Source organism: Saccharopolyspora gloriosae (genome assembly GCF_022828475.1).
Taxonomy (GTDB): Bacteria; Actinomycetota; Actinomycetes; order Mycobacteriales; family Pseudonocardiaceae; genus Saccharopolyspora_C; species Saccharopolyspora_C gloriosae_A.
The window spans coordinates 4,693,811-4,719,245 of the sequence record NZ_CP059557.1 but is presented as its reverse complement, the minus strand read 5'-3'; the positions used below and the strand labels follow the sequence as shown (position 1 = coordinate 4,719,245).

Annotated in this window: 25 protein-coding genes and 1 pseudogene; 15 read left to right on the top strand and 11 right to left on the bottom strand. The window is 69.4% G+C overall.

What is annotated here, in order from left to right:
* Nucleotides 1-142: 142 nt before the first annotated feature.
* Together H2Q94_RS20440 and H2Q94_RS20435 are read right to left on the bottom strand one after the other, a co-directional pair.
* The gene (locus H2Q94_RS20440; RefSeq protein ID WP_243788814.1) at nt 143-919 is read right to left on the bottom strand and encodes a thioesterase family protein; all 777 of its coding nucleotides are present in this window, start codon (nt 917-919) and stop codon (nt 143-145) included.
* A gap of 76 nt (nt 920-995) precedes the next feature.
* The gene (locus tag H2Q94_RS20435) at nt 996-1,934 is read right to left on the bottom strand and encodes a RecB family exonuclease (RefSeq protein WP_243788813.1); all 939 of its coding nucleotides are present in this window, start codon (nt 1,932-1,934) and stop codon (nt 996-998) included.
* 87 nt (nt 1,935-2,021) lie between these two features.
* Here H2Q94_RS20435 and H2Q94_RS20430 point away from each other — a divergent pair, with 87 nt between their 5' ends.
* Both H2Q94_RS20430 and H2Q94_RS20425 read left to right on the top strand, forming a co-directional pair.
* Nucleotides 2,022-3,164 (top strand): site-2 protease family protein, encoded by a 1,143-nt coding sequence (locus tag H2Q94_RS20430; protein ID WP_243788812.1) that lies wholly within the window; start codon nt 2,022-2,024, stop codon nt 3,162-3,164.
* Nucleotides 3,165-3,308: 144 nt separating this feature from the next.
* Entirely contained in the window at nt 3,309-4,139 is an 831-nt protein-coding gene (locus H2Q94_RS20425) for a tRNA (adenine-N1)-methyltransferase (RefSeq protein WP_243788811.1), read from the top strand.
* Nucleotides 4,140-4,269: 130 nt separating this feature from the next.
* Here the strand turns inward: H2Q94_RS20425 and H2Q94_RS20420 are convergent, their stop codons facing one another.
* A complete protein-coding gene (locus H2Q94_RS20420; RefSeq protein ID WP_243788810.1) occupies nt 4,270-4,992 on the bottom strand; it encodes an Rv0361 family membrane protein in 723 nt (240 codons plus the stop codon).
* A gap of 567 nt (nt 4,993-5,559) precedes the next feature.
* Between H2Q94_RS20420 and arc the strand changes: the two genes are divergently transcribed.
* Both arc and H2Q94_RS20410 read left to right on the top strand, forming a co-directional pair.
* Entirely contained in the window at nt 5,560-7,359 is a 1,800-nt protein-coding gene (arc, locus tag H2Q94_RS20415; RefSeq protein ID WP_243788809.1) for a proteasome ATPase, read from the top strand.
* A gap of 120 nt (nt 7,360-7,479) precedes the next feature.
* The gene (locus H2Q94_RS20410) at nt 7,480-8,427 is read left to right on the top strand and encodes an aldo/keto reductase (RefSeq protein WP_243788808.1); all 948 of its coding nucleotides are present in this window, start codon (nt 7,480-7,482) and stop codon (nt 8,425-8,427) included.
* Between the two features lie 5 nt (nt 8,428-8,432).
* On the opposite strand, the gene H2Q94_RS20405 is transcribed toward H2Q94_RS20410, so the two are convergent.
* Entirely contained in the window at nt 8,433-8,957 is a 525-nt protein-coding gene (locus tag H2Q94_RS20405; protein WP_243788807.1) for an NUDIX hydrolase, read from the bottom strand.
* 112 nt (nt 8,958-9,069) lie between these two features.
* Between H2Q94_RS20405 and dop the strand changes: the two genes are divergently transcribed.
* From dop to prcA, 4 genes are all read left to right on the top strand, one after another.
* Entirely contained in the window at nt 9,070-10,569 is a 1,500-nt protein-coding gene (gene dop, locus H2Q94_RS20400; protein WP_243788806.1) for a depupylase/deamidase Dop, read from the top strand.
* A gap of 194 nt (nt 10,570-10,763) precedes the next feature.
* On the top strand, nt 10,764-10,955 hold the full coding sequence (locus H2Q94_RS20395; RefSeq protein ID WP_184478281.1) for a ubiquitin-like protein Pup: 192 nt from the start codon (nt 10,764-10,766) through the stop codon (nt 10,953-10,955).
* Nucleotides 10,956-11,149: 194 nt separating this feature from the next.
* Nucleotides 11,150-11,998 (top strand): proteasome subunit beta, encoded by an 849-nt coding sequence (gene prcB / locus H2Q94_RS20390; RefSeq protein ID WP_243795810.1) that lies wholly within the window; start codon nt 11,150-11,152, stop codon nt 11,996-11,998.
* Nucleotides 11,999-12,086: 88 nt separating this feature from the next.
* Nucleotides 12,087-12,863, top strand: a complete 777-nt coding sequence (prcA, locus tag H2Q94_RS20385; protein ID WP_243788805.1) for a proteasome subunit alpha — start codon at nt 12,087-12,089, stop codon at nt 12,861-12,863.
* Nucleotides 12,864-13,121: 258 nt separating this feature from the next.
* On the opposite strand, the gene H2Q94_RS20380 is transcribed toward prcA, so the two are convergent.
* Nucleotides 13,122-14,606, bottom strand: coding sequence for a bifunctional phosphatase PAP2/diacylglycerol kinase family protein (locus H2Q94_RS20380; RefSeq protein ID WP_243788804.1), 1,485 nt, complete (start codon nt 14,604-14,606; stop codon nt 13,122-13,124).
* Between the two features lie 68 nt (nt 14,607-14,674).
* On the opposite strand from H2Q94_RS20380, the gene pafA reads away from it, so the two are divergent.
* Nucleotides 14,675-16,033, top strand: coding sequence for a Pup--protein ligase (pafA, locus tag H2Q94_RS20375; RefSeq protein WP_243788803.1), 1,359 nt, complete (start codon nt 14,675-14,677; stop codon nt 16,031-16,033).
* 109 nt (nt 16,034-16,142) lie between these two features.
* Nucleotides 16,143-16,541, top strand: coding sequence for a VOC family protein (locus tag H2Q94_RS20370; protein ID WP_243788802.1), 399 nt, complete (start codon nt 16,143-16,145; stop codon nt 16,539-16,541).
* Nucleotides 16,542-16,566: 25 nt separating this feature from the next.
* On the opposite strand, the gene H2Q94_RS20365 is transcribed toward H2Q94_RS20370, so the two are convergent.
* Nucleotides 16,567-17,271: an SDR family oxidoreductase gene (locus H2Q94_RS20365; protein ID WP_243788801.1), complete on the bottom strand. Its 705-nt coding sequence runs from the start codon at nt 17,269-17,271 to the stop codon at nt 16,567-16,569.
* Nucleotides 17,272-17,482: 211 nt separating this feature from the next.
* Between H2Q94_RS20365 and H2Q94_RS20360 the strand changes: the two genes are divergently transcribed.
* The 5 genes from H2Q94_RS20360 (at nt 17,483) to tatC (ending at nt 21,016) form a co-directional block, all read left to right on the top strand.
* On the top strand, nt 17,483-18,493 hold the full coding sequence (locus H2Q94_RS20360) for a helix-turn-helix transcriptional regulator (RefSeq protein WP_243788800.1): 1,011 nt from the start codon (nt 17,483-17,485) through the stop codon (nt 18,491-18,493).
* A complete protein-coding gene (locus H2Q94_RS20355; protein WP_243788799.1) occupies nt 18,490-19,464 on the top strand; it encodes a helix-turn-helix transcriptional regulator in 975 nt (324 codons plus the stop codon). Before H2Q94_RS20360 ends, H2Q94_RS20355 begins: the two co-directional genes overlap by 4 nt.
* Nucleotides 19,465-19,482: 18 nt before the next feature.
* A complete protein-coding gene (locus H2Q94_RS20350) occupies nt 19,483-19,689 on the top strand; it encodes a bacteriophage holin (RefSeq protein ID WP_243788798.1) in 207 nt (68 codons plus the stop codon).
* A 70-nt stretch (nt 19,690-19,759) separates the two neighbouring features.
* Entirely contained in the window at nt 19,760-20,032 is a 273-nt protein-coding gene (tatA, locus tag H2Q94_RS20345; protein WP_243788797.1) for a Sec-independent protein translocase subunit TatA, read from the top strand.
* Between the two features lie 18 nt (nt 20,033-20,050).
* Entirely contained in the window at nt 20,051-21,016 is a 966-nt protein-coding gene (gene tatC, locus H2Q94_RS20340; protein ID WP_243788796.1) for a twin-arginine translocase subunit TatC, read from the top strand.
* Nucleotides 21,017-21,119: 103 nt separating this feature from the next.
* Here the strand turns inward: tatC and H2Q94_RS20335 are convergent, their stop codons facing one another.
* The 5 genes and pseudogenes from H2Q94_RS20335 to H2Q94_RS20315 all read right to left on the bottom strand — a co-directional run.
* Nucleotides 21,120-22,160 (bottom strand): hypothetical protein, encoded by a 1,041-nt coding sequence (locus H2Q94_RS20335; protein WP_243788795.1) that lies wholly within the window; start codon nt 22,158-22,160, stop codon nt 21,120-21,122.
* Nucleotides 22,157-22,723 carry a phage tail protein gene (locus tag H2Q94_RS20330; protein ID WP_243788794.1) on the bottom strand — a complete coding sequence of 189 codons (567 nt, stop codon included), beginning with the start codon at nt 22,721-22,723 and terminating at the stop codon, nt 22,157-22,159. The genes H2Q94_RS20335 and H2Q94_RS20330 overlap by 4 nt, the downstream gene beginning before the upstream one ends.
* Nucleotides 22,720-24,684 carry a putative baseplate assembly protein gene (locus H2Q94_RS20325; RefSeq protein WP_243788793.1) on the bottom strand — a complete coding sequence of 655 codons (1,965 nt, stop codon included), beginning with the start codon at nt 24,682-24,684 and terminating at the stop codon, nt 22,720-22,722. The genes H2Q94_RS20330 and H2Q94_RS20325 overlap by 4 nt, the downstream gene beginning before the upstream one ends.
* The gene (locus tag H2Q94_RS20320) at nt 24,684-25,106 is read right to left on the bottom strand and encodes a GPW/gp25 family protein (RefSeq protein ID WP_243788792.1); all 423 of its coding nucleotides are present in this window, start codon (nt 25,104-25,106) and stop codon (nt 24,684-24,686) included. Before H2Q94_RS20320 ends, H2Q94_RS20325 begins: the two co-directional genes overlap by 1 nt.
* A gap of 184 nt (nt 25,107-25,290) precedes the next feature.
* Nucleotides 25,291-25,416, bottom strand: a pseudogene (locus H2Q94_RS20315) (PAAR domain-containing protein); the annotation flags it as partial.
* Nucleotides 25,417-25,435 lie beyond the last annotated feature (19 nt).

Here is a 25,435-nt window from a genome sequence, read left to right as displayed (position 1 = left end):
GCACGGCCTTCGGCCGTAAGGCACGGCTTCGCCGCCAGGCACGGCCTTCGGCCGTAAGGCACGGCTTCGCCGCCAGGCAGGGTTGCTTCGGTTCGCCCTTTGTGGGACTGGTCCGCCAGCTGCGCGGCTTCGGCGCTAGGTGTCAGAGCGGGGTTACCAGCAGGGCTTGGGCGGAGCGGCCTACGGAGCCGTGGTGGTCGTGGATGGTGCTGGTGGCGAGGCCGCCGCCGTCGGGGCCGATTGTGGTTTCGGCGTCCAGGCCCACCCATTCGCCGGTCGGTTCTCGGTGGAGGTGGACCGTGAGGTCCGTGTTCGAGAAGGACCACTCCGACATGCTCGCCCTGCGGGACAGGCCGCTGGAGGAGTCGACGACCGTGAACAGCCGTTGCAGCGGGCTCGGCTGCTCCGTCGCCAGCAGCGGGATCCGCTGCCGCGCCCACATCTGGGCCTGCCCGGTCGCCGCCGGTCCCGCGCGCCACTCCATCGCCGCCGCATAGCCGCGGTCCCAGCCGTCGATGTCCGGCACCATCGGCCAGGACTCCGGATCACCGCTCAGCGGCTCCCGTTCCCCGCCGGAAATCGGAGAGCTGTCCCCGCGGACCATTCGCCACGCGCGGGCCGTCGCGCACACCCGTCCGCCCGCCGAAAGCTCCGCCGAGATCAGCTGCACGGAGCGGCCCGGCCGCAGCACCTCGCTGCGCACGGTGAGCTCGTCCACCGGGACCGGGCCGAGCACGTCGACGCTCACCCGCCGGATCGCGGTGCCCGCGGCGGGCTCGCAGCGCTCCAACTCGCGCACGAGCAGGGCGGCGACCGGGCCGAGATGTTGGGCCTTGTCCGACCAAGGACCGGCGGTGTGCCCGGTGGCCAGGAACGTTCCCTCGCCCAGCGCCTCGTAGAACGCGGCCTGCTCGTCCACGGATTCCTCCTCTGCTCGCTGCGTCAACGCATTCGGCCGAGTTCGCCCTGAGCGAACACGGCCGGACGGGTGATGTTCAGTCCGTGCGGTCCAGCACCGACTCCGGGCCGGGATCCGGTTCCGGCCAGCCCGGATACGGCGGGGGAGTCCCACCGAACTCCGGGCAGTGCGCCTTGTGATCGCAGTAGTTGCACAACTTGCTGGGGTTCGGGCGGAAATCACCGGTGCGCCCGGCGCGCAGGATCGCCTGCCAGATCGCCTCCAGCGTCTTCTCGAAACGGACCAGCTCGGCCTCGTCCGGCGTGTACGCCAACGACTGCTTGTCCGACAGGTACATCAGCAGCAACTGGCGGGGGATCTCGCCGCGAGTGCGCCACAGCACCAGGGCGTAGAACTTCATCTGGAACAGCGCCTTCGCCTCGCCGATGGCCCGCGGCGCCGCGCCCGTCTTGTAGTCGACCAGCCGGATCTCCCCGGTCGGTGCCACATCGACCCGGTCGATGAAGCCGCGCAGCAGCACCCCCGAATCGAGTTCGGTCTCCACCCGCAGCTCGCACGCCTCCGGTTCCAGGCGGCGCGGATCCTCCAGTTCGAAGTACGAGTCCAGCAGTCGCGTCGCCGACTTCAGCCAGGTCTCCAGCTCCGGATCCTCCGGACCGTCGAACAACGCGCTCAGCTCGGGCTGCTCGGCCAGCAGCTCCCGCCAAGCCGGTTCCAGCAGTTCACGGGCGTGCTCGACGTCCCGCTGCGCGGTCGGCAGCGCGAACATCCGCTCCAGCACCGAATGCACCACGGTGCCGCGCACCTGCGCCCGCGTCGGCGTCTCCGGCAACCGGTCCACCGCGCGGAAGCGGTACAGCAGCGGGCACTGCTTGAAATCGCCCGCGCGCGACGGCGACAACGCCGGTCGCCGCCTGCCTGCGGGCAGACTCGCACCGTCCGAGCCGCCCGCCGCGCCGTCGGCCGCGGCGAGATCTGGACGCGATGGGTCGCTGGTCCGGGCCGGTTCCACCATGCCCGCACCCTAGAACAGACTGCCGACAAGATCCGCGGGCGTGGCGTATCACCGGCGATTCACGCGGCCCGCTCTACCCTGTGGCCCATGCCCGCCAACACAGCTCGCGGCCGACCTGCTCCACCGGACAACGGGCTGCTGCTGTGCCGGGTGGCCGGCGTACCGGTGCTGCTGTCGCCGTCGTGGTGGGTCGGAGCCGCGTTCATCGTGCTCCTCTACACACCGCTGGTCACCCGGATCCTGCCCGACGTCAGCGTGTGGACCAGTGCGTTCATCGCCGCCGTGTTCACGGTGCTGCTGGCGGCCTCGGTGCTGCTGCACGAACTCGGGCATTGCCTGGTGGCGGTGCGCCTGGGACTGCCGGTGCGCCGGGTGCGGCTGTTCCTGCTGGGCGGCATCTCCGAGATCAGCCGGACTCCCGCGACCCCGGCCCAGGAAGGCATGGTCGCCGCGGCGGGACCCGCGGTGTCGGTGCTGCTGGCCGCGGTCACCGGGCTCGGCTGGTTCGCGATGCCCTCGGGCGGCGCGATCTGGCTGCTCATCGCGCAGACCTGCGTGGCGAACCTCGCGGTGGCCGTGTTCAACCTGCTGCCGGGGCTCCCGCTGGACGGCGGCCGGATGCTGCGGTCACTGCTGTGGGCCGTCACGGGACGCAGGAACGCGGGCACCACCGCGGGCGTCGTCGGAGCGGGCCTCGTCGCCGCCGCACTGCTGGTGTGGGCGTTGCTGGGACTGCTCCACGACGTCGACGACCAGTGGCTGCGGCTGCTGGCCTGCGTGTTCATGGTGTGGTTCGTCATCGCGGGCGCCACGGCCGAGCACAAGGCGGAACAACGCCGGAGCAGGCCCGTGCGGGTCTCGCTCACCGAGATCATGCGCCCGGTGCTGCAACTGCCCGCGGAGAGCCCCGTCGGAGACGCGCTGGTCGCCGCCGCCGGACGAGGCGTGGTGCTGGTGCGAGCCGACGGCATCGCAGTGGGACTGCTCGACCAGTCCGCCGCCGAACGCCTCGCCACCAGCGCGCCCCAGGACCCCGCCGAACGCGCCGCCGAACCCGTCGGCCCGGACACCATCCTGCTGGAGGGCGAGCCGGGCGAGGCCGTCCTGGAACGGGTGCGTACCGTACTGGCCTGGCAGTTCCTCGTCATCGACACCGACGGCAGGCCCTGCGGGGTGCTGCGCCGGGAGGACCTGCGCAGCGCGCTCAGATCCCGCAACCGCGAACGGTGAGCACGAGCGAGGAGCCGCCGGGCCTTCTGCGACGATGGTCCGCCTTACCCGCCGTGCCGCGGCGCCACCACGCACTTCCGTGACGTTCGGCGTGGACGCGCCGGCGGTTCCCCTGCCGAACGCGTACATGGAGGCCTGAAGCACGTGAGCACCGTCAGCGGTGAGTTCCAGCCCGGCGACCGGGTTCAGCTGACCGATCCGAAGGGGCGGCACTACACGGTCGTCCTGGAAACCGGCGGCGAATACCACACCCACCGGGGCGCGCTGGCGCACGACGAGCTCATCGGCCGCCCTGAGGGGTCGGTGGTGACCTCGGCGGGCGGTACCTCGTTCCTGGCGGTGCGGCCGCTGCTGTCCGACTACGTGCTGTCCATGCCGCGCGGTGCCCAGGTGATCTACCCGAAGGACGCCGCGCAGATCCTCATGTGGGGCGACATCCGGCCCGGTGCGCGAGTGCTGGAAGCGGGTGCGGGTTCCGGTGCGCTGACCTGCTCGCTGCTGCGCGCGGTGGGTGACCAGGGCAGCGTCACGTCCTACGAGGTCCGCGCCGACCACGCCGAGCACGCCGAGCGCAACGTGCGCAAGTTCTTCGGCGAGGTCCCGGAGAACTGGACGATGCGGGTCAAGGACCTCGCGGACTACGACGAAGGCCAGGTCGACCGCGTCGTGCTGGACATGCTCTCGCCGTGGGACGTGCTCGACACCGTGTTCGCGAACCTGATCCCCGGCGGCGTCCTGGTCGTCTACGTGGCCACCACGACCCAGCTCTCGAAGGTCACCGAGGCGCTGCGGGAACAGCAGTGCTGGACCGAGCCGCAGGCGTGGGAAACGCTGATCCGCCCGTGGCACGTGGTGGGCCTGGCCGTCCGCCCCGAGCACCGAATGGTCGCGCACACGGCGTTCCTGCTGGTCACCCGCCGACTCGCCGACGGCGTGACGCCGCCGCGCCCCCAACGCAGGCCCAGCAAGGGCTGAGCACCCCGGTGGCACCGCAACTCCAGCGGTGCCACCGGCCGCAAGACGAGCTCTTGATCAGTGCCCCCTGCCGGCGAGGAAGCGCTGAGGTTCGGCTACCCGACTCTGCGCAGGCCAATCGGAACAAGACTCACTGGTCGAGCTTGCACACTTTCCACTCGTCGTCTTCGACGGTGAGCAGGATGGTCTGGTCGACGGGCATGGTGGCGCCGCCGAGGGTGTAGGTGCCGTGGAGCTTCGCGCGGGCCTGTTCGCCCTGTTCGGTGATCTGCCCGAGCTGCACCTGGAACTCGCCGCTGGCGAGCTGCTGGAACTGCGTGTCGAGCTCTCCCCGGTTGGCCGCGCACAGCTGCGGGCCGAGCGAGCCGAAGTCCCCGGCGTTGACCTTGTCGACGAGTCCTTGGGCGACCGGCCGAGCAGCACCGGGGTCGCCGCCGCCGAACAGGAAGATGCCGCCGACCACCGCCCCGGCCAGGACCAGCACTCCGACGCCGCCGAGGATCCAGACCAGCGGAGACCGCCGCTCCGGCTCGTCATCGTCGAACTCGCCGGGCTCCTGGATCCACGCGCCCGCCCCGAATTCGCCGCCCCAGTTCGGCGGCGGCGGGACCTGCTGGCCGAACTGCCGGCCGCCGAACGGGTCCTGGCCCGCCGCCGGCGGGAAGGGCTGCTGGCCGGGCTGCGCCGGGACTCCGGTGATGGGGCCTTGCGGCCATCCGGCGTGCTGGTTGCCGTAAAAGTTGGGCTGCTGCTGCGGTGGTGGCCCGCCGGGGGTCGGAGCGCCGTCCGCCGGGTTCCCGGCCGGCGACCGGTCCCACCCGCCCGGTCCGGGCTGTTGCGGCGGATAGGTCATGGATGTTCCTCCCCCAAGTTCTGTGCTCTGGCCGCACCGAGGTGCGGTCGCCCCAAGTGCGGCGGGCGTAAGTACATCAGAGCGTTATCTGACGCATGTCAGGAGTAGACCTTTCCGGCTGTCCTGTGCCACATGGGTGAGATGCCCGACATGAGGATCTCGTCGCCGCACGTTTCGTCTGCGGAAAACCCTTGTTGTTCCAAATGATGGGAGAAGTCGGACACGCCGAGGGCGTCGGCACCGCAACGACACCCGGTTGTCAGCTCACCGACACTCGGATGCCGACATTCGGTACCGAATGCGGTGGCTGAACGGAAAACCCGTGGTCGTACCGCCGGTTTCGGCGACGACGCAACGGGCCGGAAACACCGAATGGACCATGATCGTGAGCACACCGTGTTCACCGTCCACTCCCACCACGCCCGGGCGGGCCATCGAGGACGTTCGAGTCATGGGTATTCGCCGAATTTTGTGGCACGCTAGGCGATCCGGCGCGCAATCACGACGCCGCCGTCGTCGGTGATCGCCGGTACCGTGGTGGTACGAGCACGGGAGGAGGGTGCCGATATGCAGCACGACCGTCCCGGCAGCCGGCCTGAGGAGGGCGGCGAGCAGCAGCCCGGCGGGCAAGCCGAGCTCAACGGCCAGATTCGTCTGCTCCAAGACGAAGTGGCGTTGCTGCGCCGAAAGCTCAACGAGTCCCCCCAGCAGGCCCGGTTGCTGGAAAAGCGGCTGGCCGAGGCATCCGAGCGCGTGAGCCAGCTCACCGAACGGAACGCCAAACTCACCGAGACCCTGAAGGAAGCGCGCGGCCAGCTGATGGCCCTGCGCGAGGAGGTCGACCGCCTGGCCCAACCTCCGAGCGGATACGGAACTTTCCTGTGCCGCTACGAGGACGGCACGGTCGATGTATTCACCTCCGGTCGCAAGATGCGGGTCGCCGTATCGCCGAACGTCGAGGCCGAAGAGCTCAAGCTGGGCCAGTCCGTCCGGCTCAACGAGGCGCTGACCGTCGTGGAAGCGGGCGCCTTCGAGCAGATCGGCGAGGTGTGCACCTTCCGGGAGATCCTGCCCCCGAGCCTCACCGACAGCGTGGGCACGAACCGTGCGCTGGTACTCGGCCACACCGATGAGGAACGGGTCGTGTGGCTGACCGATCCGCTGGTGGAGGCCGGGCTCAAGTCCGGTGACTCCGTGCTGGTGGACAGCAAAGCGGGTTATGCCTACGACACGGTGCCCAAGGCCGAGGTCGAGGACCTTGTGCTCGAAGAGGTCCCGGACGTCGGTTACCTGGACATCGGTGGCCTCAGCGGCCAGATCGAGCAGATCCGGGACGCCGTGGAGCTCCCGTTCCTGCACTCCGACCTCTACGTGCAGTACCAGCTGCAACCTCCCAAGGGAGTGCTGCTCTACGGGCCGCCCGGCTGCGGTAAGACGCTCATCGCGAAGGCGGTGGCGAACTCGCTGGCCAAGAAGGTCGCCGCGTCGCGCGGTGATGACGACGGGCAGGCCAAGTCCTACTTCCTGAACATCAAGGGTCCCGAACTGCTGAACAAGTTCGTGGGCGAGACCGAGCGGCACATCCGGCTCATCTTCCAGCGAGCCAGGGAGAAGGCCTCCGAAGGCACGCCGGTGATCGTGTTCTTCGACGAGATGGACTCGATCTTCCGCACCCGTGGCAGCGGGGTGTCCTCGGACGTGGAGACCACGATCGTGCCGCAGCTGCTCTCGGAGATCGACGGTGTCGAGGGCCTGGAGAACGTCATCGTCATCGGTGCCTCCAACCGCGAGGACATGATCGACCCGGCGATCCTGCGACCGGGCAGGCTCGACGTGAAGATCAAGATCGAGCGGCCGGACGCCGAGTCGGCGAAGGACATCTTCTCCAAGTACCTCACCGACAAGCTGCCCATCCACGAGGAGGACCTCCTCGAGTTCGGCGGCGACCAGGCGGCCTGCATCGACGCGATGATCCAGACCACCGTGGAGCGGATGTACGCCGAGACCGACGAGAACCGGTTCCTGGAGGTCACCTACGCCAACGGAGACAAGGAAGTCCTGTACTTCAAGGACTTCAACTCCGGCGCGATGATCCAGAACATCGTGGACCGCTCGAAGAAGGCCGCGATCAAGTCGGTGCTCGACACCGGCCAGCCGGGCCTGCGGGTGCAGCACCTGCAGGACGCCATCATCGACGAATTCGCCGAGAACGAGGACCTGCCCAACACCACCAACCCGGACGATTGGGCGCGGATCTCGGGCAAGAAGGGCGAGCGGATCGTCTACATCCGGACCCTGGTCAGCGGCAAGAACCAGGAATCCGGCCGGGCGATCGACACGGCCACCAACACCGGCCAGTACCTGTAGCAACGTTCACGACTTCGTGGCGGGCGCCGTGCTTCGGTGCCCGCCACGAGTCGTGTCGGAACGGGGTGCCCGGCCGAGGTCGAGTGTCGATCCTCGTGGGCAGCGATTAGGTTTTCAGGCATGATCTCCACGCCGCATCCGAATCGGTTCGGCCTCGGGCTGGCCGCGCTCGGCCGCCCCGCCTACATCAACATCGGCCGCACCGACGCGCTGCCGGCGCACCGGACGGCCGAGGCGATGCGCGAGCACACCGGCCGGGTGCTCGACGCCGCCTACGAGCGCGGCATCCGCTGGGTCGACACCGCCCGTTCCTACGGCAGCGCCGAGGAATTCCTCGCGGGCTGGCTCGCCGAACGCGGCCACCAGGGCGTCACCGTGTCCAGCAAGTGGGGCTACGCCTACGTCGCAGAGTGGCGCATCGAAACCGAAGTGCACGAGGTCAAAGAGCACTCGGTGGAACGCCTCCGCGAGCAGTGGGCGCAGACTCACGACCTGCTCGACGACCGGGTCGACCTGTACCAGGTGCACTCGCTGACGCCGGAAAGCCCGCTGTTCGACGACTTGGCGCTGCAACACGAACTGGCGCGGCTGCGGGACTCCGGGGTGCGCCTCGGAATCTCCACCAGCGGGGCGGCACAGGCCGAGGCCGTGGAACGGGCCTGGGAACTGGAGATCGGTGGCAGGCAGCTGTTCAGCGCCGTGCAATCCACCTGGAACTCGCTGGAACCCTCGGCGGGGCGGGCGCTGACCGAGGTGCACCACGGCGGCTGGCAGGTGCTGGTGAAGGAATCCCTCGCCAACGGCAGGCTCGCGGTGAACCCACCGGAACTGCTCGCCCGCGTGGCCGCACGGCACGGAACCACTCCCGACGCGGTCGCGCTGGCGCACGTGCTGGCCCAGCCGTGGGCGGACGTGGTGCTCGTCGGGCCTGCGGACGTGGCGCAGCTGGACTCGAACCTGGCCGCGGCGTCGGTTCGGCTCGACGCGACGGACCTGGGTGAACTGGCCGCGCTGACCCGCGATTCCGCCACCTACTGGGGGGAACGTTCAGCGCTGCCGTGGCATTGACGGTCTCAGGAGCCCTCGGCGTCCTGGCGGGTGAACCATTCGCGGATGAAGCGGCGGCTGTCGGCGGCGAACGGCCAATCGTGATCCGCCAACCGTTCGCGCAGCTCGGCCACCGGCATCCACCAGCCGTCGGCGACCTCTTCCGGCTGGTGGACGACCGGGCCGTCCCACCGCGTCTCGTAGACGAACCCGTGGTGGCGGACCGAGTCCTGCTCGAACACCGAGCGGAACAGGAACTCGAGCGGCACGCCCCGGATGCCGAGCTCCTCCGCCAGTTCGCGCTCCGCACCGGAATCAGGCGTCTCACCAGCGGCGACGACGCCGCCGGCGAAGCAGTCGTGCGCGCCCGGATTGACATCTTTGTGGTCGGTGCGCCGATGCACGTAGATCGACCGGCCGTCGCCGGAGCGCACCAGGATCGACGTCGCCGCGTGCCAGAGGCCGTCCCGCCGCATCCGCCAGCGCGGCGCGGACCCCGCCACGTCACCCGCCGCGTCGTACACCGCCACCAGTTCGTCCTGAGCGCCCACGGTGGAATCCTCGCAGAGCGCTGCTGAGGGACCCGCCGGGCGCCCGACCACGGAACGCGTCCAACGCCGGAAAAATTCTGCTGAACGGCCTGGAACCCGTAGGCTTCCAGGTATGCGGCGGATCATGGGAACCGAAGTGGAGTACGGCATCGTCGTGCCCGGCGATTCGACGGCCAACCCGGTGCTGACCTCCACACACATCGTGCTCGCTTACGCGGCCGCGGCGGACATCCCGCGCGCTCGCCGTGCCCGGTGGGACTACGAAGTGGAGTCGCCGTTGCGGGACGCCCGCGGCTTCGACCTGGGGGCGTCGGCACCGCAGAACAACGGCTCCGACAGCGACGACCTCGGCGCGGCCAACGTCATCCTCACCAACGGCGCCCGGCTCTACGTCGACCACGCGCACCCCGAGTACTCGGCCCCCGAGGTCACCAACCCGCGTGACGCCGTGGTCTGGGACAAGGCGGGCGAGCGGGTCATGGAGGAGGCCGCGATCAAGGCGGCCAGCGTGCCCGGCACTCCGCAGATGCAGCTGTACAAGAACAACGTCGACGGCAAGGGCGCCAGCTACGGCACTCACGAGAACTACCTGATGGCCCGGGACACGCCGTTCACCTCGGTCATCTCCGGGCTCACCCCGTTCTTCGCGTCCCGCCAGGTGATGTGCGGTTCCGGACGGGTCGGGCTCGGGCAGGCGGGGGAGAAGCCCGGGTTCCAGCTCTCGCAGCGCTCCGACTACATCGAGGTCGAGGTCGGCCTGGAGACCACGCTCAAGCGCGGCATCATCAACACCCGTGACGAACCGCACGCCGACGCGGACAAGTACCGCAGGCTGCACGTCATCATCGGCGACGCGAACCTGGCCGAGACCTCCACGTACCTGAAGGTCGGCACCGCCGCGCTGGTGCTGGACATGATCGAGGCCGGTGAGCGCTTCGACGACCTCAAGCTCGCGGACTCGGTGCAGGCGGTGCACCTGATCAGCCACGACACGACGTTGCGCCAGACGGTGGAACTCGCCGACGGCCGCAAGTTCACCGGCCTCGACCTGCAGCGCGAGTACCACGAGCGGGCCGCGCGGCACGTGGCCGCCAACGGCGGTGACCAGACCTCGAAGGAAGTGCTGGCGACCTGGGGTGAGGTGCTGGACCTGCTCGGCGGGGACCCGATGGACTGCGCCGATCGGTTGGACTGGCCGGCGAAGCTGCGACTGCTGGAGAACTACCGCACCCGCGGCAACCTCGGCTGGGCCTCCCCGAAACTCCACATGATCGACCTGCAGTACTCCGACGTGCGGTTGGACAAGGGCCTCTACAACCGGCTCGTCGCGCGCGGCTCGATGCGCAGGCTCGTCACCGAGGAAGAGGTCAGGGCGGCCGTGACCGAGCCCCCCGAGGACACCAGGGCCTACTTCCGAGGCCGCTGCCTGGAGCGATACCCGGCCGAGGTCGCTGCGGCCTCCTGGGATTCCGTCATCTTCGACCTGGGCAGGGAGTCGTTGGTGCGCATCCCGACCCTGGAGCCGTTGCGCGGAACGCGAGCCCACGTGGGCGAACTGCTCGACGCCGCGTCCAGTGCGGAGGAGCTCGTGGACTCGCTGACCCGAGGCTGACTCCGGGTGGCCCCGCTGACCAGCTCGTTAGATGGTGCTGGTGCGTCTTCACCGAACGTGAAAGATCGCAACATTGCCCGCTTGGATGTGGGCGAACAGGGGTTCAGCTAGGTACTGTTCACCTCAGGATGCCCCGTGTTCGGCGACCGTTCGACATCCCCGGCATCCGAACGGACAACCACCGGGAGGGCGAGATGTCCCAGGAAAAGGTCCAGCGGCCCGATGGCGGCGACGGAGACGAGGAGTCGGGTCCCGAAGCAGCCGGTCAGGAACGTCGCGAGAAGCTCGGCGAGGACGTCGACGCCATCCTGGACGAGATCGACGACGTCCTGGAAGAGAACGCCGAGGACTTCGTCCGCGCCTACGTGCAGAAGGGCGGGCAGTAGGCACCGACACCGCGTGGCCGCCGGGGCGAGACCCGGCCCGGCGGCCCTCGCCACGCGGACGGTCCCGGACCATCGCTCACGCGGGCGATCTTGATTAGAGTTGCGGTACGGCCCCGATCTTGGGGCCTGCCCCGATCCCGGCCCCGCCGTCGCGGCGGTGGGGCAGTCCTTCGAAGCAGGAGACGATGTCGCCGATGGAATCCAGCGCGGCTCGGAACTTTCCGGGTCAGGCCCTGCCCGCTGCCTACCTCACCTCCGGATCCTCATCGTTCACCGACTTCCTCCAGGCCACGGCCCCGGAACTGCTGCCGGGCAACCGCGATGTCCCGCAAGGCATCGTCGAGGCGCCGCACGGCACCACGATCGTCGCGCTGACCTTCCGCGGCGGTGTCCTGCTTGCCGGTGACCGGCGCGCGACCATGGGCAACCTCATCGCCCAGCGCGACATGGACAAGCTCTACGTCACCGACGCCTACTCCGCCGTCGGCGTCGCGGGCACCGCGGGCATCGCACTGGAGATGGTGCGGCTGTACGCGATCGAGCTGGAGCATTACGAGAAGCTCGAAGGCGTGTCGCTGTCGCTGGACGGCAAGGCGAACAAGCTCGCCACGATGCTGCGCGGCAACCTGCAGGGCGCGATGGCCGGGCTGGCCGTGGTGCCGCTGTTCGTCGGTTTCGACACCGCGGCCGAGGACCCCGAGCGGGCCGGCCGGATCATCTCCTACGACATCACCGGCGGCCGTTACGGCGAGTCCGGCGGTTTCCATGCGGTGGGTTCCGGTTCGCCGTTCGCGAAGGCGGCGCTCAAGAAGCGCCACGACCCGGACGCAGACGTGGACTCCGCGGTGCGCAACGCGGTCGAGTCGCTCTACGACGCTGCGGACGACGACACCGCCACCGGTGGCCCCGACGTGTCCCGGCGGATCTACCCGACCGTCGTGACGATCACGGCTGAGGAAGGCGCGGTCCGGCTCGGCGAGCAGCAGGCCGCCGAGATCGCCGAACAGGTCGTGCAGGGCCGGGCCGAGAATCCGGGCGGCTGACCGCCGCGTTCGCCCGTTCCTTCGCTGAGCACGGTTGCCCCGCCTTCGAGCGGGGGCGCCGAACGATTCGACCCAGGAGTGCACAGCCGTGACGATGCCGTTCTACACCTCGCCCGAACAGCTGATGCGGGAGCGTTCCGAGCTGGCCCGCAAGGGCATCGCCCGCGGACGCAGCGTGGTGGTGCTGAAGTACGCGGGGGGTGTGCTGTTCGTGGCGGAGAACCCGTCCACCACGCTGCACAAGGTCTCCGAGATCTACGACCGGCTCGGGTTCGCGGCCGTCGGCCGCTACAGCGAATTCGAAAGCCTGCGGGTGGCCGGGGTGCGCATCGCCGACTTCCGCGGCTATTCCTACGACCGCCGCGACGTCACCGGGCGGTCGCTGGCCAACACCTACGCCCAGCACCTGGGCGCGATCTTCACCGAGCAGATCAAGCCGTTCGAGGTGGAGATCTGCGTGGCGGAGGTCGGGGCGAGTGCGGAGACCGACCAGCTCTACCGCCTCACCTACGACGGATCGATCGTGGACGAGCCGCAGTACGTGGTGATGGGCGGTCAGGCCGACACGATCAACTCGACGTTGAAGGACTCGTTCGTCGACGGGATGGAACTCGGCCCGGCCGTGGAGTTGTCGGTGAAGGCGCTGGCCTCCAGCGGGGAGAGCACCCGCGAGCTGGGCAACAAGCAGCTGGAGGTCGCGGTCCTGGACCGGGCGCGTCCGCACCGGACGTTCCGCCGGATCGCGGGCGCGGCGCTGGAGTCCCTGCTCCCGAAGCGGGAGGCCGCTTCCGAGGGGGCGGACGACGAAGCCGGTGACGCGGACTCCGACAAGGGCAACGGGAAGAGCTCCGGCAACGGGAAGTAGCGACCGCGCCGGTCGGGCTACCTCGAAATCCTCACCCGCGAGTACGGCTCGCTGAAGAGAACGGCCTGCATGGTGGGTCGCTCAGCGGCTTGCTCGCGGCGGGATCGATTTCTCCTGCATGTCCGATGCACGGCGAAATCGCTGTCCTCGCGGGGATGCCGCTGCGAACCCGCCGGTGGTCGGCTTGCTCCAGCTGGTCACTGCTCAGCGGCTCCGCCGCTGACAGTACGACGACCGAAAGATCATCCGCGACGCCCCCTAGGGCCGGTCGGGGCGGTACACGCTGAGCATGTCGTCGTGGGCGGTGAAGGCGAAACGGTTGCCGCGCGGCCCGACCTCGCCGTCGGTGGCCACCGCCACGGCAGGACCGTCCACGACGACGTCCAGGAAGCGGTGGTCCAGCTCGACGTAGGCGCGGCTGCGGTGCAGCGCGCCGGTCATCGCCGCGACCACGAACCGCACCCGGGACCAGCGGATGTCGGCGCGCACGTAGCGGACGTCGAGCAGGCCGTTGTCCAGCCGGGGCCGCCATGACGGGGCGAATCCGCGCGGCGCGTACGAGCCGTTGCCGACGAACAGCACCCACACCCGTCGCCGGACCCCGTTGAGCTCCACTTCCAGCGGAGTGGACTCGTAGAGCACCCGCGCCAGGGCCGCCGCGCCCGCGGGCCACTTGCCCCAGCGCCCGGTCCACTTCTCCCGGAACCGGACCATGTCGGGATAGCCGCCGAGACTGGCCGTGTTGAGGAACCACCGCGTCGGCCGGTCGTCGACGGTGACCCCGCCGAGGTCGACGCGCACCGCGCTGCCCTGGTCGACGGCCTCGGCGACCGAATCGGAGTCGTCCACACCGGCGTCGCGCGCGAAGTGGTTGAGCGTGCCCGCGGAGAGCACCGCGAGCGGAATCTTCCGGCGGGTGGCCAGCGCCGCGACGGTGGCCACGGTGCCGTCACCACCTGCGACGCCCAAGGCGCGCACCGAGTCGCCCTCCCGGTCCAGGGTCGCCTCCAGCTCGCCGAGCACGTCGCCGTCCGGCTCGGTGTAGACGACCTTCGCGGCAGGCCAGCGCGTGTTCACCCAGTGCTCCGGGTCGAAGGTGCCGTCACCGGATCCCGGATTGACCAGCACCAGCACGCCTTCGCCTCCCCGCAGCGCGGGAACCTCGGCGGGATGGCGCACGGCGGCCGGGGCGTCCGGCCGCAACGGCCACCAGCGGCGGGTCGCCCACGCCAGACCAGCGCCGATGGCGGTCCCGCACAGCACGTCGGTGGGCCAGTGGACCCCGGTGTGCACTCTGGAATAGCCGACGGCGGCGGCGACCGGGGCGACGGCCAGCCCCAGCGCGGGGGACTCCATCGCGACGGCGGTGGCGAACGCGGCGGCGGAGGCGGCGTGCCCGGACGGGAAGGACGAGGAACTCGGCGGATCGCTGAGCCTGCGGTGCCGCGGAACCAGGTGCGCGGCCGGTCGTCGCCGCGGGAACAGCGGTTTGCCCACAAGATTCGTCGTCGCACTCGCCGCCGCGATCGCCGCGAGACCACGCAGCGCGGCCCGGCGCGGTGCCCCCTTTCGGGTGCCCAGGCCGCCCGCGACGGAGAGCCACAACAGGCTGTGATTCGCGGCCGTGCTCAGGGCTTTCAGGCCCGGATCCGCCGCCGTAGCGGGTAGCGCCGCGCTGCGCCGCGCGAGTTCGCGGTCCGCTGCGTCCAGCTTGCCGGTGATCTTGCGTAGCCACTGCTGCACATCTCGAACGCTACCGATGCCCGAACGGCGGACCGCCGATGGTCGCCGATGCGCCTACTGTGGAGGGCATGCAGCGGCGGATCTTCGGCATCGAAACCGAGTTCGGGGTCACCTGCACCTTTCACGGGCAGCGTCGGCTCTCCCCGGACGAGGTGGCCAGGTACCTGTTCCGGCGGGTCGTGTCGTGGGGACGTTCTTCGAACGTGTTCCTGCGCAACGGCGCCCGCCTCTACCTCGACGTCGGCTCGCACCCGGAGTACGCCACGGCGGAGTGCGACGACCTGACGCAACTGGTCACCCACGACAAGGCGGGGGAGCGGATCCTGGAGGACCTGCTCGTCGACGCCGAACGCCGCTTGGCCGACGAGGGCATCGGCGGCGACATCTTCCTGTTCAAGAACAACACCGACTCGGCGGGCAACTCCTACGGCTGCCACGAGAACTACCTGGTCGGACGGTCCGGCGAATTCTCCCGAATCGCGGACGTGCTGCTGCCGTTCCTCGTGACGCGCCAGCTGATCGCCGGGGCGGGCAAGGTGCTCCAGACCCCGCGCGGCGCCGTGTACTGCTTGTCGCAGCGCGCCGAACACATCTGGGAGGGCGTCTCCAGCGCCACCACCCGGTCGCGGCCGATCATCAACACCAGGGACGAGCCGCACGCGGATGCGGAGCGGTACCGCAGGCTGCACGTGATCGTGGGCGACTCGAACATGTCCGAGGTGACGACGTTGCTCAAGGTGGGCACCGCGCACCTGGTGCTGGAGATGATCGAGAGCGGGGTGCAGTTCCGCGATTTCAGCCTGGACAACCCGATCCGGGCGATCCGCGAGATCAGCCACGACCTCACCGGCAGGCGGACGGTCCGGTTGGCCGGTGGCCGGGAGGCCTCGGCGCTGGACATCCAGCGCGAGTACCACAGCCGAGCGGTGGACCACGTGGCTCGCCGCGGGTCCGATCCGATGTCGGAGCGGATCCTGGATCTGTGGGGCCGGGCGCTGGACGCGGTGGAGACGCAGAACTATTCGCTGATCGACCGCGAGGTGGATTGGGCGATCAAGCTGCGGTTGCTGGAGCGCTACCGCACCAAGCACGGTCTGGAGCTGTCCAGCCCGCGGATCGCGCAGCTCGACCTCGCCTACCACGACATCCGGCGCGGCCGGGGCCTGTTCGACATGTTGCAGCGCAAGGATCTGGTCGACCGGGCCACCGAGGACGGGGAGATCGAGGCGGCCAAGGACACGCCGCCGCAGAGCACCAGGGCGAAGCTGCGCGGGGACTTCATCGCCGCCGCGCAGGCCGCGGGACGTGATTTCACCGTGGACTGGGTGCACCTGAAGTTGAACGATCAGGCGCAGCGCACGGTGTTGTGCAAGGACCCGTTCCGGGCGGTGGACGAACGCGTGGAGCGGCTCATCGGGTCGTTGTAGCCGGCGGACCGGTGGGCCACTCGATGCGGTGAAGGGCCGCCCTAGATCCTTTTATCGAACGCGAGTTCGGATAGAGTTGGTGTCAACGCGCCGACGAAAGGATCTCGCCATGATCACTCAGCCGAAGTTCGCCGTGCTCTACGTCGCCGATCAGGATCGGGCGCTGAAGTTCTTCTCCGGAACGCTGGGTTTCGAGGTGTTGACCGACGCCCCGTACGGCGATGGCGACCGGTGGCTCGAGGTGCGTCCACCGGGTGCGCGCACTTACCTGGTGCTCGCGGCCGAGGATCCTCAGCTCGCTGAGCAGATCCGGCTGCGACGTGGGGCGATGAGCACGGTGTGGTTCGACTCCGATGATCTCGACGCGACCTTCGCGGACCTCAGCGCCAAGGGCGTGTCGTTCCCGGTCGAGCCGCAGGCGGCGCCATGGGATCCGGGTGGTTCGACGAGATGGGCGCAGTTCGCGGATCCGGAAGGCAACCTTTACGGCATCAGCGCCCAGGACTGATCCGGCCGGTACGTCGGGGCTCGGTTCAGCGCAGCGGGTGCTGGCCGGTGGGGCGGATGAGCAGTTCGTTGACATCAACGGTGTCGGGCTGGGCGAGTGCGTAGAGCGCGGCCTGTGCGATGTCCTCGGCGCGCAGTTTGGGGCGGTCGGCCTGTTCCGGGGTGTTCATCTCGGTCTCCACCAAGCCTGGCTGCAGCAGGGTGACCCGGACCCCGGTGCCGACGCATTCGGCGCGGATGTTCTGGGCCATGCCGGTCACGGCCCACTTGGTCGCGGAGTAGAGGTTGCCGGGCCGGATGCCGCGGCCCGCCGCCGAGCCGGTCAGCAGCAGGTGGCCGCCGCTGCGAACGAGTGCGGGCAGCGCCGCGCGTGCGGTGAGCGCGGTGCCGTGCACGTTGGTCAGCACCATCTCGCGCCACTGGTCGGGATCCGCTCCATCGGTGCCCAGGAATGAGGTGGACACGCTGTGGCCGGCGTTGGCGAACACGGCGTCGAGCCTGCCGAAGTGCGCTTCGGCTCGTGCCACGGCGGAACTGATCTCGGTCCACTCGGTGATGTCGCACGGCAAGGGCAGGGCGTTCTCGTGGCCGAGCTCGCGTGCCAGCGGTTCCAGCTGGTCGGCGGACCTGGAGACGAGGGCGAGGCGGTAACCGGCGTCGGCGGCGGCTCGTGCGGTCGCCGCACCGATCCCGCGGGACGCGCCGGTGATGAGCAGGACCGGGGCTGACATGTCCGCAGTCTACGAGCGAGGAGAACACCCATGAACAACTTCGTGATGGCGAGGGTTTCAGTGTCGAATGAAATCAATGTCCGATGCGGCCGTGGCGCGACCGCGCAACGGTGCCGGCGACACCTTCAAAACGGGCTTGGACGGGAACCGCCCGGTGGGCGACCGCGTGCCCGAAAGACCTGATCAACTGTGATGGAGCTAGAGTTCAAAAGTGGCCACTGCGCGTGCGGAACGCTTGGTGAACCTGGTGCTGTGCCTGCTCTCGACGCGCCAGTACCTGACGGCGGAGCGAATCAGGGGAATTGTTCCGGGTTACACCGATGCGCCCAATGACGAGGCGTTCTTCCGGACCTTCGAACGCGACAAGTCCGAACTGCGGGACTTGGGCGTGCCGTTGGAGACCGGCCGGAACTCGGCGTTCGACGCCGCGGACGGCTACCGGATCGCCCGACGGGACTACGAACTCGGCGACATCGGACTGGAACCCGATGAGGCTGCTGCCGTGGCGCTGGCCCTGCGACTGTGGGACTCCCCGGAGCTCACCGGCGCGGCCCGCGGTGCGCTGCTGAAGCTCCGGGCGGCAGGGGTCGACGTCGACGATCGGGCGGCGGGCACGATCGAACCGAAGGTGCGCACCAGCGAGCCCGCCTTTCCCGTGCTGCTCGCAGCGGTGCAGGCGGGGCGAGTGGTGACCTTCGACTACCGGCGGCCGAACGACGCGCAGGCACAACGACGCACGGTGGAGCCCTGGGGCGTGGTCGCGTGGCGGGGCCGCTGGTATCTCGTCGGGCACGACCGGGATCGGGATGCGTCGCGCTGCTTCCGGTTGTCTCGCATCGTCGGGGAGCCTGCGGCGCAGGGGCGGCCGGGGGTGGTGAGCACGCCGCCGGACGTGGACTTGCTGACTCTCGTCGCCGGTGAGCAGCGAGCAACTCCGCCGCGCACTCCGGCCCGGGTGTGGGTTGCGCAGGGACGTGCGCAGGGACTGCGACGGCGCGCGGCGGTCGTGGAAACGATGCGGTTGGGCGGCGTCGACGGCGAGGTGCTGGAGCTCGACCTGTTCTACCCGGATTCGGCGGCCTCGTGGATCGCGGGCTATGGCCCGGACGCGGCGGTCCTCGAACCGGACGTGCTGCGCAAGTCGGTGCACGAAGCGCACCTGGGAGCGGCCGCGGCCCTCGGTGCGCTCGGAGCGGAGGAATCAGGGGAGGTGATCGGATGACGAGCGGGGCGACGGAGCGACTGCCACGGTTGCTGGCGCTGGTGCCGTACCTGCTGAGCAGGCCGGGGGTTCCGGTCGCCGATGCTGCCGCGGACTTCGGCGTCGGCGAGCAGCAGCTGCGGCGGGACCTGGAGCTGTTGTGGATGTGCGGGCTGCCGGGGTACGGGCCGGGTGACCTGATCGATCTGTCCTTCGAGGGCGAGACGATCACCGTCACCTATGACGCGGGGATGCGCCGCCCGCTGCGGATGACCGCGTCGGAGGCGACTTCGCTGCTGGTGGCCTTGCGAGCGCTGGCCGATACGCCGGGCATCGCCGACACCGAGGCGGTGCAGCGGGCGCTGTCGAAGGTCGAGGAGGCCGTCGGGCAGGCCCAGCCCACCGGGGTCGTGGTGGGTCTGGCCGGCCGGGAAGGCCCGATGGTGCCGGGGGTGCAGGAGGCGGTGCAGCGGGCAGTGACCGAGCACCGCGCACTGTTCATGCGGTACTACACGGCGTCGCGGGACGAGGTCAGCGAACGCACCGTGGACCCGATGCGATTGGTGATCGTCGACGGTCGCAGCTACCTGGAGGCGTGGTGTCGTTCGGCGGTGGCGGTCCGCCGCTTCCGGTTGGACCGCATCGACGTGGCCGACGTGCTCGACGAGTCGGCGCAGCCACCGCGGGACGCGGAACCGACGGACTTCTCGGCCGGGTTGTTCCGGCCGATGCCGGACCAGCCGAGCGCTGTGCTGGAGCTTGATCCCGACGCGCGCTGGGTCAGCGAGTACTACCCGGTGGACGAGCTCGCCGAACTGGATCAAGGGCGTATCAGGGTGCGGATGCGTTACTCGGATCGCTCGTGGATGGTGCGCCTGGTGCTCGGCCTGGGCGGCCAGGGACGCGTCGTGGAACCTCGGGATCTGGCCGATGACGTGCGGCGACGCGCCGAAGAGGCGCTGGTGCGGGCGCATCACCTGTCGTCGAACTGAGCGCGCTACGGTGCTCCGGTGCCCTACGTGTGGAGTCTTGTGCTGTTCGTGGTGGGAGTGCTGCTCCTGCTCGCTGTTCTGATCCGGTTGTTCACCTTGTTGCGCAGGGTGAAGAAGGTGCAACGTGCTGTTGCCGCCGACGTCTCGAACCGATCGGGTCTGCTGAAAGCACGAATCGCGGGCCTCCAGGTGGCGCTGGCCGAGCGTCGTAATGGAGCCGCGTGACGGCCTATGAGACCGACACCTGCCCGCGTACCATTGCGCTCGCAGGAAGCCCCAAGAAAGGTGTGCACTGATGGGTTTGCCAGGTGGGTGGGAGCTCGTTCTCATCGTGGGTGTGCTGGTGTTGCTGTTCGGTGCCACCAAGCTGCCGCAGATGGCGCGTTCGCTCGGCCAGTCCGCACGAGTGTTCAAGGCCGAGGCTCGTGGGATGAAGGAAGACGAAGCCGCCGCGAAGCGCGACCAGGAATCGACGTCCGAGCCGCAGCAGCTCACGACCGGCGAGCCCAGCGCGCCGGTGACCGCGTCCAACGCGGAAGAGACGCAGCGCAAAGAAACCAAGAACTGATCGGGGACGGAACGCACGGTGAGTTCAAACCCGTTCCGCCGTTTGAACCCGTGGCGCGGTGACCGCCGCCGTTGGGGTCGTCGGCACAACCCCGACGGCACCATGACCCTGGTCGATCATCTCTACGAGCTGAGGTATCGGCTGGGCTGGGCGGCGTTCGGCATTCTTGTCGGCGCGATCTTCGGTTTCATCTGGTTCTCGAATCATGTCTTCGGGCTGCCGACGCTCAGTGACATTCTGATCCGCCCGTATTGCCAGTTGCCCCCGCAGGTGCGGTTCAGCCCCAACGGCGAGTGCCAGTTGCTGCAGACGAAGGCTTTCGAAGTCTTCATGTTGCAACTGAAGGTCGGCATCGCGGTCGGCTCTCTGCTGTTCAGCCCGCTGTGGCTGTACCAGTTGTGGGCGTTCATCACGCCGGGTCTGCATGCGAATGAGCGCAAGTTCGCCCGCACCTTCGTGACGATCGCGAGCATGCTGTTCGTCTTCGGCGCGGTGTTGGCCTACTTCGTCGTTCCCGAGGGTCTGGGCTTCATGACCAGCTTCGGTGGCGGCGCGTTCTTCACCGCGTTGACCGGTGGCGAGTACATCAACTTCGTTCTCCTGATGCTGCTGATGTTCGGCATCAGCTTCGAGATGCCGCTGGTGCTGGTGATGCTGAACCGGGCCGGTGTGGTGAGTTACGCGAAGCTGAAGAGCTGGTGGCGCGGCATCGTGTTCGGCCTGTTCGTGCTGGCGGCCGTCGCGACTCCGGGGCAGGACCCGTTCTCGATGATGGCGCTGGCCGCGTGCCTGGTGGTCCTTTTTGTGATCGCGATGGTCATCTGCCGGGCGCACGACCGTTCCAAGGCGCGGAAGCTGGCCGCGCAGGGCTTGAGCATGGACGATGTGGACCTCGACGAGGCTTCGAAGGTCGATTACCGGGCATCGTCGCTCGATACCTCCGCTTCGGAGTCACGGGTAGGCGGCAAGGAAGACGCCACCTGATCACGTAGTTCGCACTGAGTGCGCAACTCGTCCCCCGTCGCTTCGGTGACGGGGGACGAGTGCGTTCGTGGCCGCTTTCCTCGGTCGCGCACGTGAGCGGCGGTCAGTTTCCTCGTTTCTGGAACTCGACCTCGCCCAGTTCGATGTGCTTGCCGCTGGTGACGCCGGTGGTCTCGTGGACCACGAGCCGGATTCGTCGCACGTCGCTGACCCGGATGCTGAACGGCTTCGCTTCGTGGGCGGCGGCGAGCTGGAGGAGGTGGCTCTGGGTGACTCCGTTCGCGTCGGTGATGACGGCCTCCATTCGGGTAGGGCGGGCTTGGGCTTCGAAGGACTTCCCTGTCGGCCCGGTGGTGACCAGCACGTTCAGCAGCCGGAACGGCGGGTCGAACTCGAACTCGATCCACTCGCCGACGTCCGTGGTCCCCCACCCTTGGTTGGTGATTTCGTCGACCGCGGCGGTAGCGGGGTGGCCGGACATCTCGCTGCTCGCGGTGATCTTCGCCGGTTCGACGTTCGAGGCATCCATGGTCTTGTCGAGGATGTCCTGCACGGCCCACTGGCCGAACGGGAACAGCAGGTAGCCGCCGATCACGAGCGCGAGGATCACGCTGAGGATCGTCAGTCGCCGCCACAGCCAGCCGAGACCGTTGTTGTTGCGCCGTTTCCGGGAAAGCCAGCGCGTCGGCTCCGGCTCCGGTCCGATCAGCTGCGTCGCGCAGCGCACGCAGAAGCGCCGATCCGGTGGGTTGGGGGTGCCGCAGGAGCGGCACGGCGGGCCGTCCTGGGGAGTGGTGGGCACGACGGTCTGCGACTCGGGGCGGGGTGCGACGGGTTTCGCCGGTTGCACGGCGGCGGGTTGGTCGTCTTCCGGCTCGGGTTGGGCGGGTTCGGGATCGGGAAGGGCGTGGCGCCCTGGTGCCGGGCCTGGTCGTCCGCCGGGCGGTGGTCCGGGCGCGGAATACGGGCCGGGAGGTGCGGGCGGAGCGGGGGGCTGCCCGGGAGGAGGCTGCGGCGGCTGCTGTGGCGGTGGTGGCACCGGCTTCTTCACGGTGGCGTCCCAGCCGAGGTAGGAGCCGCAGTTGCCGCAGAAGTCGTCGGTTTCGGCGGTGTTCGCGCCGCAGGTCGGGCAGGGGCGCATCATGTTCGCCTCCGTTCTTGCTGAGGTGGCCCGGACATGACCTCGACGGTGCAGGTCAGGTGCACTGGGCAGTGCGCGTCGACCAGTGCGACGACCTGCTCGCGGTTCACCGCCGCGCGGCCGGGCCACACCTGCACGCGCGCTTCAGTGGTGGGAGCGCCGGGCAGCGCGGTGGCGGGGCTGGTGGACCAGGCGGCGCCGGGTCCATCGAACACGCGCGCGTGCACGCCGAGGCAGAGCCAGAGCCGGTCGACGAGTCCGCGCGCGGTGCCGCGCCAGCGGTGCAGTTCGACGGCGCGGATCACGACGGCACGCCGCAGTTCCGGCGGCCAGTCCGGTTCCAGCTCCATCGCCACCCAGCCGGCGAGCCAGGCGACGAAGTCCTCCGGTGCCACCCTCGGGTCGAAGTAGTACGCCAAGTTGTCCAATGTGGACAAAATGGGGGCGAGCACGGTGTCCAGCCCGGCGGTGAACCGCTGGGCGAGGTCGTCGCCCGCGTACAGTCCGGGCAGCAGCTCCCCGAGCGGGTAGCGGCTGGGCAGACCGGGCACTGCCTGTCTGGTCATCTCGGCTCCGCACCGTCCGGCGGGTTGACCACCACTTGGTGCTGGTGCGAGAAGACCAGCGCGTGCCGCGCGAGGTCGATGCGGTCCGCCGGGGCGCCGCGCCTGCCGGTGATCGGGTCGGCCGGGAACAGGCGCACCTCGTCGACGATGCCGACGCCTCCGACGCGCTGGAGCACGGCGAAGATCTCCCCGGCCTGCACGGGATGTCCGAACGGCCAGCCGGTTTCCTCGACACCACCGTGCAACGGGTTGATGTAGCGGTAGAGCGCGTTCAGCGCGTCGTTGTTGATCCGGTTCACGTCGTCGCTGGTGCCGCGCATCCGGGCCACGACGGTGATCCCTTGGTAGAACGGCGGTTCCACGATGAGCCGGGCGCCCAGCAGCCGACGTTCGTTGAGCCGGGTGGCGACGGTGGACAGCAGTTGTTCGGAGGGGATGAGCTGCTCGAAGCGGATGCGGTCACCGCTGTCCGGTACCGCGTCGGGTACGACGAGCACCCGGGCGGCACCGGGTTCGTGGTCGCTGCCCGCGGGCAGGCAGCGGATGCGGGCCGCCGCGGGTGCCGCCTGGCGGGCGATCTGCTCGTGGTCGGCCGCGGTCACTGCGCGTTCTTGGAGCTGGAGTTGTTGCGGCGCGCGCACTTTCGCCTCGGACACCGTTTCGCCGTCGATGCCGCCGATGGCGGCCTCCCGGTTCTCCACGTCGGAGATGTAGGGAACCGAGCTGCGCAGCACGGAGATCGCGCCGCGCGCCACGTTGCCCGCTCGCCCGCCGCCGGTGCGGTAGCGCGCGACGCGGATCTGCGCGCCTTTGGCGGGCACCGCGCCCCAGTTGCGCACGCTGCCGTCGGGAACGCGCACGGCGGGCGGGAAGCTGAACTGCCCGGTCGTCGCGTCGAGCGTGACGTGCCGGTCGGCGTGCCCGGAGCGGCCGAAGTGGTCCACGACGGTCCAGTCCTCCCAGCCGTCACCGTCGGACACCTGCACCACGATCGGGTCGCCGTCGGTGAGCACGGGAGCCTCTTCGAGGGTGAACCGCTGGCCCGGTACTCCGGCGGATTCGCCCAGCATCACCTCGGTGTGGGTTTCGGCGTGTTCGACGGTGGTGGTGCCGCCGACGGTGGAGACCTCGGCGACGCGGACGGTGGGGGATTCGGAGTAGAACGGCTGGCCCGTCTCGGGTGCTACGACGCGGCAGCGCAGCCAGCCCGCGCGCACTCCGGCCACGGCGGACAGCACGTGGTCGGGGCCGATCTGGAGGACGACTTCGCCGGGCCGGTTGAGCCCGCCGGTGGTGTCGTCGAAGGCTTCGCACTCGGCCCAGCCGGTGCCGTCCCAGGCTTCCCAGGTCAGCGGCGGCTGGCGCGGGTCGACGCCGATGCCTTCGACTTGGCTGTCGAGTTCCACGGAGATCACGCAGCGGGGCACGGCGTTGCTGAGCCCGAACAGCATGGCGTCGCCGGGGGCGGGTTCGGCTTGGAAGCAGGGCACGTCCCGTTCCGCGCCGAGGTCGGCGGTGCGGTCCTCGATGGTGCCAGTGGCGGAGATCGTCACCAGGGTGCGCAGTTCGCACGGCACGATCGGCAGGTCGTCCGCGGTGGCGAACACGACGTCCTGTTCGAGTTCCGAGTGCGCGGTGGCGACTTCGGTGCCGCGATCGAGCAGCACGGTTTCCTGCTGTGCGGCGGAAAGCCAGAACGTGACGTCGCCGCGAGCGGCGGCGGGCGGGAACAGCCGCACGCCCATCAGGTCGAGGAACGCGAGGTAGTTCTTCTCCGGTACCCGGTTCAGCCGGTAGATCAGCTGATCCACCATGTGCGCGAAGGTCTCGATGAGCGTGACGCCGGGGTCGGAGACGTTGTGGTCGGTCCATTCCGGGGCGCGTTGCTGCACGTAGCGCTTGGCTTCGTCGACGAGTTCCTGGAACCGGCGATCGTCGAGGTTGGGCGAGGGAATCGCCATCAGATCGCACCTCCCGTCGAGGGTTCGCCGCCGTCGGGGATGGTGTAGAAGGGGAACACGAGGTTTCGGCGGTCGTTGGTGGAACGCAGCGTGTAGTGCACGTCGATGTAGAGCACGCCTTCCTCGTCGTCGTCGACCGCGATCACCACATCGGTGACTTCGATCCGCGGTTCCCAGCGATGCAGTGCGCTGCGCACTTCGTAGGCGATCCGGCCCGCGGTGGCGCCGTCGGCGGGCGCGAACACGTAGTCGTGCACGCCGCAGCCGAATTCGGGGCGCATGGGGCGTTCGCCGGGCGCGGTGCCGAGGACGAGCCGGATGGCCTCTTCGATCTCCTGCTCGCGTTCGACGAGGCCGATGCCGCCGGTGGCGCTGACGCGCAGCGGGAATCCCCAGCCGCGGCCGATGAATCGTTCGCTCACATCGGGCCTCCGATCAGCACGTTGGGGGCGCCGATCACGACTTGGGCGCCGCAGCTGCTCTTGTCCAGCATCTTCGCCGCGGGCAGGTTGCCGATGAGCACGACGCCCCGCGCGGCGGGCTGGGGATCAGCACGTTGGCAGGCCCGAGCACGGCGTGTGGTGGCATGGGGCAGATGACCTGGCTGCCGGTGACCGCGGCGGGTTTCCCGCCGATGAGCACGGTGGCGATCCGGGCCGCCGCGGGCGGCGGAGGTGGGCCGACGGTGCCCCCGTGACTGGTGGGGTCGCCGAGCCGGGCGGCTGGGGGCATCGCGGAACTCCTTGTGCTG

What these genes read in the sequence shown, in the direction of transcription:
- H2Q94_RS20435 (WP_243788813.1), bottom strand. Translation starts at nt 1,934, where the DNA reads ATGGTGGAACCGGCCCGGACCAGCGACCCATCGCGTCCAGATCTCGCC.
- H2Q94_RS20430 (WP_243788812.1), top strand. Translation starts at nt 2,022, where the DNA reads ATGCCCGCCAACACAGCTCGCGGCCGACCTGCTCCACCGGACAACGGG.
- H2Q94_RS20420 (WP_243788810.1), bottom strand. Translation starts at nt 4,992, where the DNA reads ATGACCTATCCGCCGCAACAGCCCGGACCGGGCGGGTGGGACCGGTCG.
- arc (WP_243788809.1), top strand. Translation starts at nt 5,560, where the DNA reads ATGCAGCACGACCGTCCCGGCAGCCGGCCTGAGGAGGGCGGCGAGCAG.
- H2Q94_RS20410 (WP_243788808.1), top strand. Translation starts at nt 7,480, where the DNA reads ATGATCTCCACGCCGCATCCGAATCGGTTCGGCCTCGGGCTGGCCGCG.
- dop (WP_243788806.1), top strand. Translation starts at nt 9,070, where the DNA reads ATGCGGCGGATCATGGGAACCGAAGTGGAGTACGGCATCGTCGTGCCC.
- H2Q94_RS20395 (WP_184478281.1), top strand. Translation starts at nt 10,764, where the DNA reads ATGTCCCAGGAAAAGGTCCAGCGGCCCGATGGCGGCGACGGAGACGAG.
- prcB (WP_243795810.1), top strand. Translation starts at nt 11,150, where the DNA reads ATGGAATCCAGCGCGGCTCGGAACTTTCCGGGTCAGGCCCTGCCCGCT.
- pafA (WP_243788803.1), top strand. Translation starts at nt 14,675, where the DNA reads ATGCAGCGGCGGATCTTCGGCATCGAAACCGAGTTCGGGGTCACCTGC.
- H2Q94_RS20370 (WP_243788802.1), top strand. Translation starts at nt 16,143, where the DNA reads ATGATCACTCAGCCGAAGTTCGCCGTGCTCTACGTCGCCGATCAGGAT.
- H2Q94_RS20365 (WP_243788801.1), bottom strand. Translation starts at nt 17,271, where the DNA reads ATGTCAGCCCCGGTCCTGCTCATCACCGGCGCGTCCCGCGGGATCGGT.
- H2Q94_RS20355 (WP_243788799.1), top strand. Translation starts at nt 18,490, where the DNA reads ATGACGAGCGGGGCGACGGAGCGACTGCCACGGTTGCTGGCGCTGGTG.
- tatA (WP_243788797.1), top strand. Translation starts at nt 19,760, where the DNA reads ATGGGTTTGCCAGGTGGGTGGGAGCTCGTTCTCATCGTGGGTGTGCTG.
- H2Q94_RS20335 (WP_243788795.1), bottom strand. Translation starts at nt 22,160, where the DNA reads ATGATGCGCCCCTGCCCGACCTGCGGCGCGAACACCGCCGAAACCGAC.
- H2Q94_RS20330 (WP_243788794.1), bottom strand. Translation starts at nt 22,723, where the DNA reads ATGACCAGACAGGCAGTGCCCGGTCTGCCCAGCCGCTACCCGCTCGGG.
- H2Q94_RS20325 (WP_243788793.1), bottom strand. Translation starts at nt 24,684, where the DNA reads ATGGCGATTCCCTCGCCCAACCTCGACGATCGCCGGTTCCAGGAACTC.